Genomic DNA, 11,813 nt, shown 5'->3' on the forward strand with positions numbered 1-11,813 from the left:
AAAACGTCTCGTTCAAAATTAGTAATGGACAGGGAAAAAGAAAGAGTGAAGAGGTTATGGGTGCAAACACACAATCGATGATTTTCACCATTTATGGAGATTATTTACGTCACTATGGAAATAAAATTTGGATTGGCAGCTTGGTTCGTTTATTGAAAGAGTTTGGGCATAATGAACAGGGCGTTCGTGTCGCTGTTTCGCGAATGGTGAAGCAAGGGTGGATTCAGTCAGAAAAGCAGGGAAACAAAAGTTTTTACTTTTTGACTGAACGAGGTGTTTCCCGGATGGATGAGGCCGCCAACCGAATTTTTAAACTGAACCCGCATGAATGGGACAGAAAATGGCGTATTTTAATGTATTCAATTCCAGAAGAAAAACGGCAGATTCGTGATGAGCTTCGACAGGAACTATTGTGGAGTGGATTTGGAAGTTTCTCTAATGCCTGCTGGATTTCACCGAATAACCTTGAAAAAGAAGTGAATCTTTTAATCGAAAAGTATGATATTAGTGAATACGTTGATTTCTTCGTCTCGGACTATAAAGGGCCAAAAGATAGTCAATCCCTTGTGGAAAAAAGCTGGCCGCTTGAGGAAATCGAGAATAAGTATGAGGAGTTTATCTCAAAGTACAGTAAGCAATTCATTGTACATCAAAGTGTGCTAAGCAAAGGAGAAATGTCCGACTCAGAGTGCTTTGTGGAGAGAACAAATCTTGTTCATGAATACAGAAAATTTCTGTTCATTGATCCAGGTCTGCCAAAGGAACTTTTACCGCCAATGTGGAGTGGTAATCATGCGGCGCTGCTGTTTAGTCAGTATTATCAACTTTTAGCGGAACCAGCTAGCAGGTTTTTTGAAAATGTCTTTGAAGCGGATAATGATTTGCGCAGAAAGGATCATTCCTATGACGCGAAAAATCATCCTTTAATTATTCATTCAAAAAAATAAAAGCTGCCCCAAAAGTCTTTAATGGAGGACTTTCGAGGCAGCTTTTTTTGTTCCGCAGCTCCGTGTTGTCTAGCTTCAGCGCCAAGGGGCTTCCGTCTTTTGCTCTTAAAATCTTAAATTATCTATTTAAGGATCTCTTTAAATTCCCGTCCTTTTTGTACATATGAATCAGTAGAGAGGCGAATAAGTTCTAGGTCTTTATGGGTTAATTCCCTGACGACTTTTCCCGGTGATCCAACGACAAGTGAGCGAGGCGGTATCTTTTTGCCCGCGGCAATCAGTGTATTCGCACCAATAATGCATTCTTCGCCGATTTCTACGTTGTCTAATATGGTAGAGCCCATACCTATAATTGAACGTTTACCCACTTTGCAGCCGTGCAGAATAACGTTGTGCCCGACTGTAACCTCGTCTTCAATGATAACAGGACATCCTTCGAATAAATGAATGGTAGAGTTATCTTGAATACTGCACCTTGCGCCAATAATAATCGAATCCTCATCCCCTCGTAACACAGCATTAAACCAGATGGAAGATTCTTCTTTAATCGTAATATCGCCAATTAAGTGAGCACCAGGTGCCACGAAAACTGTTTTATGAATGGAAGGGGTTATGCCATTGAATGGGATGATCATTTCTTTCGCTCCTTTAAAAAAATCAGAATTGTTTTTCTATTGATTATAGTATAACATGAAATTAATAGGGGGTTGAAAAAATGAAATATATTTGCGAACTTTTTTCTATTCAATATCCAATCATTCAGGGGGGAATGGGGAATATAAGCAATGCTCAACTTACGGCTGCTGTATCTGAAGCTGGAGGTCTTGGTACGATAGGATGTGGAACGATGTCCCTTGAGCAGGTCGAAGCCATTATTCTTGAAACGAAAGATAAAACGAATAACAGTTTTGCATTGAATATACCAATTAATGTTAGTCCTTATACAAAAGAAATGATTCAACTTGTGTTTAAGCATGAAATACCAATTGTTTCATTATCGGCTGGCAATCCTGCTCCTTTTATTCCACTCCTGCATGAAAAAGGAATAAAAGTAATTGCGGTTGTCGCGTCGGTCAAACAAGCTCAAAAGGCAGAGGCTGCAGGGGCAGATGTATTGGTGGCAGAAGGGTTTGAAGCAGCCGGTATTAATTCAAGTATGGAATTAACCACATTTACGCTCATTCCACAAATAAGCCGCCATGTCACAATCCCGGTTGTGGCAGCGGGTGGAATTGGAAATGGTCAAGGTCTGGCAGCGGCTTTGATGCTCGGAGCAGCTGGTGTACAGTTAGGTACCCGCTTGATAGCAACGAAAGAAGCACCATTTCATTCAACCTATAAACAAAGGCTTCTTGATGCTGGGGATAACGAAACCGTTATTTTAGGCCGGTCAGTCGGACAAGTAAGACGCGTTTTAAAAGCACCATATGCTGATAGCATTATCGAATCGGAACGAAGTGGAGTGGCTTCAGAGCAATACCTCGAAATGACATCAGAGGACCATCACATTGCTGGTGCGATCCAGGGAGATGCTGAGAATGGTTTCATGAATAGCGGGCAGGTGGCCGGACTCATTGAACATATTCCAACCGTGAAAGAACTGCTCGACGGCATGATGAATGATGCTAAAAAACAAATGGAAGATCGATTAAGCAGCTTTACTGTGATGTTATAATTACATTTTAATTGTTTTACAAACCTGGATAATGGAGCCTATAGGCGATCCAAATTATGGGTGGAGAGCAGCCGCGGTAGCCCACAACAAAACAAGCACACGTTATTGTCGTGTGCTTGTTTGTATTTCTTATACTATTTTTTTGCAGTTTAAAGTAACGGCTAGCAAAGGGTGCCTTACATTGATTTGGAAATACTTATCTTTTTGCTCCTAGGAGTACCTATAATTTTGGCGTTTGCTAGTTCGAGGAATTTGTAGAAACCTGCCAGGGTCCTTATTCATTCTCTTTAAAATATCTGGCTAATCCAATAAACAAACCAGAAGCGGCATTTTCTTGGAACCCACTGGATTTTATCGTCATTTCTTCTTCCGGGTTACTTAAATAGCCAAGTTCTATTAAAACGGCTTTTTGACTATTCTCACGGATCACATGGAAATCGCCAAAACGCACCCCACGGTTTATCAATTTTGTTTGTCCAATGGTTGATGTAAAAATGGATTCAGCCAGGGCTTTTTGATAGGAATGATAATAAAAGCCAGTCATTCCTCGAACACTGCGATCTAAATTACTATCGTAATGAAGGCTGATAAAAGCATCCGCCTTGTAATTACTTGCCATATTCACTCGAGCAGCGAGTTGTAAGTAAGAATCATTTTTTCTCGTTACGTAGACATTGGCTCCTGCGGCTTTTAATTTATTAGATAAAAGCTGGGAAGTCCTAAGTGTAAGCTCTTTTTCATATGTTCCGCTCGCTCCAGTAGCCCCTTTATCCACTCCTCCATGTCCTGGGTCCAGAACAATGGTTTTATTTTTAAGATATAATTCGGCTCCGGGCTTTTCAATCTGTTGTTTCGTTCCGTTAATGGAAACAAGCCAGCCAGCAACATACCCTGCATTTCCGTTCTTCAGCTTAATCTCATACCAGTCATTAATTACCCTTTTAACGGGATAATTACTGCCCTTGTTTGCACGCTCGAGGACACCTGACTGCACGTTTGGTTCTTTTCGGATATTTGTCCCGTTATGTATTATCGTAATGATACTTTCCTTCACAGCTTGTCCAGATTGGGATTTCACTGTTTTTTTATCAAGATACCATCCGGCAACCCATCCGAAACTACCAGTCTTGTATTCTATTTTTGCCCAGTTATTCTTCTCTTCTACTATCTTATAACTTAAACCATAGGTTACAGTTCCAATGAGGTTTGAATTTAATGAGGCCGCTGAGCGAACACTAAGACTATTCGCTGTTACGGTTCCGGTGACGGTACTGGCAGTCTTTTCGTTTTGAGTCGTGCCATTTTGAGCACTTGATGATTGGCTGTCAATAAACTCAGAAATGACCCATCCCCTTAAATTAGAAAAGCCAACCTCTAACCAATTATTTTGTTTAGAATAAATGGTTACGCTTGTCCCACCTGTTAATTTCCCAATAACGGGACTCGATGTGGAGGGTTCACGTCTTATGTTTAATGTATCACCATTGACGATCCCTGTATTATTTTTCGTAGCAGTACTTTCTGGTTTACTTTCTTGTTGGAAATCGTTATCTTTTGTGACTAGCCAATTAACTAACCAGCCAGTTTTACCAAATGATAATTGAATTTGAATCCAATCACCTTGCTCCTTTACAATTTGATACTTCTCGCCCCGATTGGCTATTTTTACAAGGGGATAACTCAAGCCTGGGCCGCCGCGGACATTGACTAAATCGGTGGAAATAGTAATGGAACCTGAAGCTGCTACACTTTTCCCTTGAGGCAGGAAGGCTCCAAAAATAAGAATAAAAGATAATAGCAATAAACTATGCTTCTTGACCATAACACCCTCCTTTTCTATTAATTCAATTTTAACGTATTAAAAGCTGAAAATCATTCCTAAATTGCTAATATAATCCAATAAATTGAGAAATACTTATTGATTATGCAAGTTTTTCACGAATGGTGGAAATAATATCAGTATTGAAGAAAGGGCAGAGGTGATTAAGAATGAGAGCAAGTGAAAAAGGAATGAACATCCAGTCAATGGATGGACGACTTTTCGGCGTTGATTTTCATGATTTTATTCAAAAGGAACAGAATACTACCTCGTTTGAACTGGCATCTGAATTTGGATTAACGATCGGTGATGTCAGAAAGTTAAAAAAACATTTAGAAAGATCTTAAAACACTATTGACATTACCTTCGATGCTCCGTAATATAAATAAAATAAAATGACATATTGCGACATAACCAATGATGGAGCATAGTAATTAAGCACAGTCATGAAAAGAGAGGAAATGCCCTAGGCTGAAAGCATTTCTACATGGAACTTAATGAAGGAACACTCCGTAGGCTTCTCTCTGAAAAAGGATCAACTCTAGTAGGAGAAGAACGTAGCAGGCGTTAACTGTTAAAGAGGAAGTGCATGAAGTCTATGCCTTCAACTAGGGTGGCACCGCGGGATTATTATAACTCTCGTCCCTTGTATTCATACAAGGGATGGGAGTTTTTTGTTGTTTAAAAGAAAAGCGGAAGCGTCCGTTTAGCGAAGTTCATTAGACGCTGGACGATCTTCAGAAAAGCTAACGGTTTTCTTTCGTGCGAGGTATCGATTTCGAAGATTACTCTAATGGAGCTAAACACAATACTTACATAACTGATTAAATGAGGAGGTTTTCCACTATGTCAATAAGCATTCCACGGGGAACGCAAGACATTTTACCCGGAGAGGTTGAAAAGTGGCAGCTGATTGAAGAAAAAGCGAGAGAACTTTGTGAGAAATATCAATACAAGGAGATTCGCACCCCAATTTTTGAACATACCGATCTTTTTTCAAGAGGCGTTGGCGATAGCACCGATATTGTTCAAAAGGAAATGTACACATTTGAAGACAGGGGCAAAAGGAGTCTCACACTTAGACCAGAAGGAACTGCAGCGGTAGTTCGCTCCTATGTTGAGAAAAAAATGTTTGGGCTGCCTAATCAGCCTGTAAAGCTTTATTATATGGGGCCCATGTTTAGATATGAACGCCCACAAGCAGGACGGTTTCGCCAGTTTGTCCAGTTTGGAATTGAAGCCTTAGGCAGTAATGACCCTGCCATCGATGCAGAAGTTATTTCGCTCGCGATGAACTTGTATAAAGAAATGGGCTTAAAAAAGCTGAAGCTGATTATTAATAGTTTGGGTGATAAGGAAAGTCGGAACGCCCACCGCGATGCGTTAGTCAATCACTTTAAACCAAGAATTGGCGAGTTTTGTCATGATTGTCAAAATCGTCTCGAAAAAAATCCGCTCCGTATTCTGGATTGTAAAGTGGACCGTGAGCATGAATTAATGGAAACAGCGCCATCGATTCTTGAGTTTCTGAATGATTTTTCAAAGAATTATTTTGAAAAATTACAGCGCTACTTAACCCAACTTGATATTCCCTTTGAAGTGGATGCCAACTTAGTACGCGGGTTGGATTATTATAACCACACCGCATTCGAAATTATGAGTAATGCGGAAGGCTTTGGTGCAATTACCACGCTTTGTGGAGGCGGCCGTTATAACGGGTTAGCAGAAGAAATTGGCGGTCCTGAAACGCCTGGAATAGGCTTTGCCTTAAGTATCGAACGTTTTATTGCTGCTCTTAATGCAGAAGGAATCGAGCTGGAGATTAACGAAAGCATTGATTGCTATCTCGCTGCACTAGGGGAAGAAGCTAAGGATTACACGGTCGGACTTTTGCAGCAGCTGCGCAGGGCGGGCTTTTCAGCAGAAAGAGATTATTTAAATCGAAAAATTAAAGCTCAATTTAAAGCAGCCGATCGTCTAAAAGCAAAATATGTGGCGGTTCTTGGCGATGAGGAGCTTAAAAATAATAAGATTAATGTGAAAAATATGGCGACTGGTGAGCAAGTAGAAATCGATTTAGCAGCTTTTATTAAACAATTCCAAGAGTTGCAGGAATAAGGGGAGGATATTTTATGTTTGGCAGATCATATTTTTGTGGGGAAATACCTGAATCAGCAGTTGGTGAAAAAGTAACCTTGAAAGGCTGGGTCCAAAAAAGACGCGACCTAGGCGGATTAATTTTTATCGACCTTCGCGACCGTTCAGGAGTTGTTCAAGTAGTGTTTAACCCTGATTTATCTAAAGAAGCGTTGCAAATTGCTGAAAAGATCCGTAACGAATTTGTTTTAGATATTGTGGGTACTGTGGTAGCCCGCGATGAGGCAACCTTCAATGAGAATTTGAAAACAGGTAAAATTGAAGTGCAAGCGGAAAAAGTAACGATCATAAATGAAGCGAAAACACCGCCATTCATGATTTCTGACAAAACCGATGCCTCAGAGGATGTTCGGTTAAAATACCGTTACCTAGACTTCCGCCGTCCGGTGATTTTTGAAACCTTAAAAATGCGTCACAAAGTAACAAAGCAGATCAGGGATTTCCTGGACGGTGAAGGCTTTTTAGATATTGAGACACCCATTTTGACAAAAAGTACGCCTGAGGGTGCACGTGATTATTTAGTGCCAAGCCGTGTTCATCCGGGAGAATTCTATGCGTTACCACAATCACCCCAACTTTTTAAACAGTTACTTATGGTGGGGGGAATTGAACGCTATTATCAAATTGCGCGCTGTTTCCGTGATGAGGACTTACGTGCCGACCGTCAGCCGGAATTCACACAAATCGATATTGAAACCAGCTTTTTAAGCCAAGAAGATATCATGGGTATGATGGAAAAAATGATGACGAAGTTAATGAAAGAAGTAAAAGGAGTAGACGTACCTGCTGCCTTCCCACGCATGACTTACGACGAAGCAATGAGCCGGTTTGGATCGGATAAACCTGATACTCGTTTTGGACTAGAGCTTGTCGATCTTTCAGAAATCGTCAAGGACTCAGGCTTTAAAGTATTCGCTTCGGCAGTGGCAAATGGCGGTCAAGTAAAAGCGATCAATGTAAAAGGTGCAGCTGAGAAATACTCTCGTAAAGACATTGATGCCTTAACAGACTTCGTTGCTGTGTATGGCGCAAAAGGGCTTGCTTGGCTTAAAGTGGACGCAGATGGACTTAAGGGTCCGATTGCAAAATTCTTCTCTGAAGAAGACACAAAGGCACTTACGAGTACGCTTGAAGCTTCGGCAGGGGATTTGCTTCTGTTTGTTGCTGATAAGAAGAAGGTTGTCGCCGATGCTTTAGGTGCACTTCGACAAAAGCTAGCAAGAGATTTAGATTTAATTGATCCAAGTTTGTTCAATTTCTTATGGGTAACGGACTGGCCGCTTCTTGAGTATGATGAAGAGGATGGCCGTTATTACGCTGCCCATCATCCGTTTACGATGCCGTTTAGAGAAGATCTAGAGTATTTAGATTCAGATCCTTCAAAAGTACGTGCCCAAGCGTATGATATTGTCTTAAACGGGTATGAACTAGGCGGTGGGTCACTTCGGATTTTTGAACGTGATATCCAAGAAAAGATGTTCAGCTTACTTGGGTTTACACCTGAAGAAGCAAAGGAACAATTTGGTTTCTTGTTAAATGCGTTTGAATATGGGACACCTCCACACGGCGGTATCGCGCTCGGTCTTGATAGATTAGTCATGCTTCTTGCTGGCAGTACGAATTTAAGGGACACGATTGCTTTTCCAAAAACCGCAAGTGCAAGCTGCTTGTTAACGAACGCTCCTGGTGAAGTTTCTGAGGCGCAATTAAAGGAATTAAATTTGTCACTAAATGTCAAAAAATAGCAGGAAATCGCTTTTATGAAACCTTGAATACCGATTTTTAATATGCTATTATAAAACCATCAAAGAAGAGTCCTGAAATGTACGTTGCGTTGCCTGAAGTTTTGACCGAACATTATTTATACGGGAGTCTAGAGTTTCCTGATTGCGTAAATGCCTCACCCTTATACGGGTAAGGGGACTTACAATTTCGGGAACAGGACACCCACCTGCTGAGGGCGGGATCAAAACTAAGGAATTAAGAGTGACGGCATAATTGGGACTCTTTTCTATTTGCTTAAAATCAACCTCCTGAACGTTGCGGGAGGTTTTATTTTGCTTTCCAACTTTATTATTCCTATCAAGATACTTGTTTTTAATGGAGTGTATGATATATTTTTAATCGGGAAAAAGAAACTTAACGAATTTAATATATTGGAGTGAACATAATGCTGCATCAATTTTCACGTAATGAACTTGCCATCGGCAAAGAAGGCCTTGATATTATGAAAAATAGCACGGTTGCTGTTTTAGGTATCGGCGGGGTAGGCTCCTTTGCTGCTGAAGCTCTGGCCCGTTCTGGCGTTGGCCGGTTAATTTTAATAGATAAAGACGATGTTGATATTACCAACATAAACCGACAGCTGATTGCTTTGCTTTCAACTGTTGGTCGACCTAAAGTAGAGATTATGGAAGAGCGGATCAAAGATATCAATCCAGATTGTGAAGTCATTTCATTAAAAATGTTTTATACAGAAGAGACATATGAACAGATTTTTAGCCATAATTTGGATTTTGTCGTCGATGCTTCTGACACGATTGTCTATAAAATTCATTTAATGAAGGAATGCTTGAAGAGAAATATCCCAATTATTTCAAGTATGGGAGCAGCCAATAAAATGGACCCAACCCGTTTTAAGATTGCTGATATTTCGAAAACTCATACGGATCCGATCGCAAAAGTCATCCGCACGAAGCTGCGCAAGGAAAGAATCCATAAAGGGATTCCGGTTGTTTTTTCCGATGAAAGTCCGATAGTTATTCGTGAGGATATTAAAAAGGAAGTCGGCAATGAAAATGCACCTATCCGCAAAGCACAGATGCCTCCAGCGTCCAATGCCTTTGTTCCATCTGCTGCAGGTCTGATCATGGCAAGCTATGTGGTAGGACAATTATTAAGCAGCATAAAAATCCAACGAGTATCTGATGAGAAATAAGAATTGTATTGGGGCCCTAAACTTTTATTGGTTTAGGGTTATTTTACGAAGTAAGGTACTAGGCTTACTTAAACTCGGGCTAAATGGAAAAAGCAACGTAGGAAGCTTAAAAAAGTACTTCTTTTCTGTTGGAGATAAATTACTTCGTATGTTTAAAGATCTCATAATTTTTAATTCCTTCCACTCACAACGAGACTTTAATGCCATGCCATAGTCCAATTCCTCTCATTTTAATAGAACCTAATCTTATTTTACAAAATAGAGGGTACGTTTAGTGGAAAGTATATGAATATTTTGTTAAAATTTGCCGAAATCATTTTTGGTAATAACCTTATTATGAGGTAAATACTTCTGCAATAAGATAAACTAGGTGAGGATACATTGAGAGGAGTGAGAGGTTGGAAAAAATCGTTGAGTTAAAAAATGTTACAAAAGTAATTAAAGGAAGAACAATAATAGATAATATTAGCTTTCAAGTAAATAAAGGAGAGGTATTTGGTTTTTTAGGGCCAAATGGAGCAGGGAAAACTACAACTATTCGAATGATAGTTGGTTTAATGGGTATTACATCAGGGGATATCAGTGTTGGCGGTTCAAGTATTAAAAGTGATTTTGAAGACGCGGTGCGGCATATTGGTGCGATTGTTGAAAATCCGGAAATGTATAAATTTCTAACTGGCTATCAAAATCTTGTCCACTATGCAAGAATGTCAAAAGGAATTTCCAAGGAGAAGATTGCCGAAACAGTGGAGCTTGTGGGATTAACTGACCGCATAAATGACAAGGTAAAAACCTACTCCCTGGGTATGAGACAAAGATTAGGGTTAGCGCAGTGTCTATTGCATGATCCACAGGTGTTAATCCTTGATGAACCAACCAACGGTTTAGACCCTGCTGGAATAAGGGAAATTCGTGACTATGTCCGCCTCCTAGCACGTGAAAAAAACCTGGCCGTGATCGTTTCAAGTCATTTGCTTTCAGAGATGGAAATGATGTGTGACCGGATTGGGATTATTCAAAATGGGCGCTTGATCGATGTGCAGCTTGTTCATGAGCTAGTTCACGGTGAAACTGAAATGACCTATGAACTCGAAGTGGCCCCTAGTGATAAGGCTTTGGCTCTTTTGGAGACCCACTATCCCAATGTTCGAGCAAACCGTTCAAGGAATGGTATAAATGTGGAGCTTCCAAAAGAAGAAATTCCGCATCTAGTGAAAACATTTGTTTCAGAGGATATTCAAGTTTTTGCGATCAAAGAAGTAGCCAAGACTTTAGAAGATCGCTTCCTTGAACTGACAACCGAAAAGGGGGCGCCAAGTCGTGGTTAATTTAATTAAAAATGAATGGATGAAAATTTTTAGACGCCCTGGAACGTATGTAATGATTTCAATCCTGGTTGTTATCATTTCTATTTTTGGTATTTTTCACAAATACCAGGAACAGGATTTCAACCTCGATAAAAACTGGGAACAAACATTACAGCAGGAAAATGATGCACTAAAGAAGCAGTTGGAGCAAAGCAATTCGAAGCTGGAGAAGCAGTTTTATAAGGAAGAAATTGCTATTAATGACTACCGAATAAAGCATCATATACCCTATAATGAAAAATATAATGTCTGGACGTTCGTGAAAGACGCTTCACAACTGATTATCCTAGCAGGATTATTTACGATAATTATTTCGGCAGGGATTGTTGCGAGTGAATTCAACTGGGGTACCATCAAGCTATTATTAATCCGGCCGATAAATCGCAGCAAAATCTTAGCATCCAAATATCTTACCGTTATGTTGTTTGCGTTGCTGATGTTGGCCATCCTATTTGCATTCTCTACTTTACTTGGTTCCATCCTGTTTGGAACGCCTGACCATCCTGTGCCATATTTGAATTATTCCAATGGGCAGGTAACGGAGCAAAATATCATTGTTTATCTAATGAATTATTATGGGTTTAGATCCATTGACACGATAATGCTTGCGACGATGGCGTTTATGATTTCATCAGTTTTCCGGAACAGTTCTCTAGCAATTGGCTTATCATTATTTTTGTTATTCACAGGGGCTCAATTTACAGTATTGCTTTCGATAAAATTTAGCTGGGCTAAATACATCTTGTTTGCCAACACCGACTTAATGCAATATGTGGACGGTACACCCATGATGGAAGGAATGTCGATGTCATTTTCAGTCATCATGCTCCTCATCTACTTTGTAATATTCCAATTATTAGCCTTTCTTGTCTTTAAAAAACGAGACGTGGCTGCCTAGATAAAGAAAAGG

10 protein-coding genes, 1 other RNA gene and 1 other annotated feature are annotated in these 11,813 nt (G+C 40.1%); of the genes, 9 read left to right on the forward strand and 2 right to left on the reverse strand.

Going from position 1 to position 11,813, the window contains the following annotated elements; genetic code table 11:
- Positions 1 to 56: 56 nt before the first annotated feature.
- On the forward strand, positions 57 to 947 hold the full coding sequence (gene paaX, locus QF028_RS04035; RefSeq protein ID WP_215011276.1) for a phenylacetic acid degradation operon negative regulatory protein PaaX: 891 nt from the start codon (positions 57 to 59) through the stop codon (positions 945 to 947).
- Between the two features lie 122 nt (positions 948 to 1,069).
- Here paaX and QF028_RS04040 read toward each other — a convergent pair whose 3' ends face one another.
- On the reverse strand, positions 1,070 to 1,582 hold the full coding sequence (locus QF028_RS04040) for a gamma carbonic anhydrase family protein (protein WP_410883798.1): 513 nt from the start codon (positions 1,580 to 1,582) through the stop codon (positions 1,070 to 1,072).
- Positions 1,583 to 1,662: 80 nt separating this feature from the next.
- Here QF028_RS04040 and QF028_RS04045 point away from each other — a divergent pair, with 80 nt between their 5' ends.
- Positions 1,663 to 2,622 carry an NAD(P)H-dependent flavin oxidoreductase gene (locus QF028_RS04045; RefSeq protein ID WP_429464279.1) on the forward strand — a complete coding sequence of 320 codons (960 nt, stop codon included), beginning with the start codon at positions 1,663 to 1,665 and terminating at the stop codon, positions 2,620 to 2,622.
- A 274-nt stretch (positions 2,623 to 2,896) separates the two neighbouring features.
- On the opposite strand, the gene QF028_RS04050 is transcribed toward QF028_RS04045, so the two are convergent.
- A complete protein-coding gene (locus QF028_RS04050) occupies positions 2,897 to 4,444 on the reverse strand; it encodes an N-acetylmuramoyl-L-alanine amidase (protein ID WP_429464281.1) in 1,548 nt (515 codons plus the stop codon).
- 167 nt (positions 4,445 to 4,611) lie between these two features.
- Here QF028_RS04050 and QF028_RS04055 point away from each other — a divergent pair, with 167 nt between their 5' ends.
- From QF028_RS04055 to QF028_RS04085, 7 genes are all read left to right on the forward strand, one after another.
- On the forward strand, positions 4,612 to 4,788 hold the full coding sequence (locus QF028_RS04055) for a hypothetical protein (protein WP_215000711.1): 177 nt from the start codon (positions 4,612 to 4,614) through the stop codon (positions 4,786 to 4,788).
- 61 nt (positions 4,789 to 4,849) lie between these two features.
- Positions 4,850 to 5,091: a binding site (T-box leader), on the forward strand.
- Between the two features lie 196 nt (positions 5,092 to 5,287).
- Positions 5,288 to 6,559, forward strand: coding sequence for a histidine--tRNA ligase (gene hisS, locus QF028_RS04060; RefSeq protein ID WP_429464282.1), 1,272 nt, complete (start codon positions 5,288 to 5,290; stop codon positions 6,557 to 6,559).
- Between the two features lie 14 nt (positions 6,560 to 6,573).
- Entirely contained in the window at positions 6,574 to 8,343 is a 1,770-nt protein-coding gene (aspS, locus tag QF028_RS04065; RefSeq protein ID WP_429464284.1) for an aspartate--tRNA ligase, read from the forward strand.
- 66 nt (positions 8,344 to 8,409) lie between these two features.
- Positions 8,410 to 8,607, forward strand: a non-coding RNA gene (gene ssrS / locus QF028_RS04070) — 6S RNA.
- A gap of 161 nt (positions 8,608 to 8,768) precedes the next feature.
- The gene (locus QF028_RS04075; protein WP_168245173.1) at positions 8,769 to 9,536 is read left to right on the forward strand and encodes a tRNA threonylcarbamoyladenosine dehydratase; all 768 of its coding nucleotides are present in this window, start codon (positions 8,769 to 8,771) and stop codon (positions 9,534 to 9,536) included.
- 398 nt (positions 9,537 to 9,934) lie between these two features.
- Positions 9,935 to 10,864 carry an ABC transporter ATP-binding protein gene (locus QF028_RS04080; RefSeq protein ID WP_429464286.1) on the forward strand — a complete coding sequence of 310 codons (930 nt, stop codon included), beginning with the start codon at positions 9,935 to 9,937 and terminating at the stop codon, positions 10,862 to 10,864.
- Positions 10,857 to 11,801 (forward strand): ABC transporter permease, encoded by a 945-nt coding sequence (locus QF028_RS04085; protein ID WP_429464288.1) that lies wholly within the window; start codon positions 10,857 to 10,859, stop codon positions 11,799 to 11,801. Before QF028_RS04080 ends, QF028_RS04085 begins: the two co-directional genes overlap by 8 nt.
- Positions 11,802 to 11,813: the final 12 nt, after the last annotated feature.

The organism is Neobacillus sp. B4I6 (genome assembly GCF_050434045.1).
Taxonomy (GTDB): Bacteria; Bacillota; Bacilli; order Bacillales; family Cytobacillaceae; genus Neobacillus.

Bases quoted from the DNA above. Each gene is read 5' to 3' on its own strand.
- paaX (WP_215011276.1), top strand. From the start codon at position 57: ATGGGTGCAAACACACAATCGATGATTTTCACCATTTATGGAGATTAT.
- QF028_RS04040 (WP_410883798.1), bottom strand. From the start codon at position 1,582: ATGATCATCCCATTCAATGGCATAACCCCTTCCATTCATAAAACAGTT.
- QF028_RS04045 (WP_429464279.1), top strand. From the start codon at position 1,663: ATGAAATATATTTGCGAACTTTTTTCTATTCAATATCCAATCATTCAG.
- QF028_RS04050 (WP_429464281.1), bottom strand. From the start codon at position 4,444: ATGGTCAAGAAGCATAGTTTATTGCTATTATCTTTTATTCTTATTTTT.
- QF028_RS04055 (WP_215000711.1), top strand. From the start codon at position 4,612: ATGAGAGCAAGTGAAAAAGGAATGAACATCCAGTCAATGGATGGACGA.
- hisS (WP_429464282.1), top strand. From the start codon at position 5,288: ATGTCAATAAGCATTCCACGGGGAACGCAAGACATTTTACCCGGAGAG.
- aspS (WP_429464284.1), top strand. From the start codon at position 6,574: ATGTTTGGCAGATCATATTTTTGTGGGGAAATACCTGAATCAGCAGTT.
- QF028_RS04075 (WP_168245173.1), top strand. From the start codon at position 8,769: ATGCTGCATCAATTTTCACGTAATGAACTTGCCATCGGCAAAGAAGGC.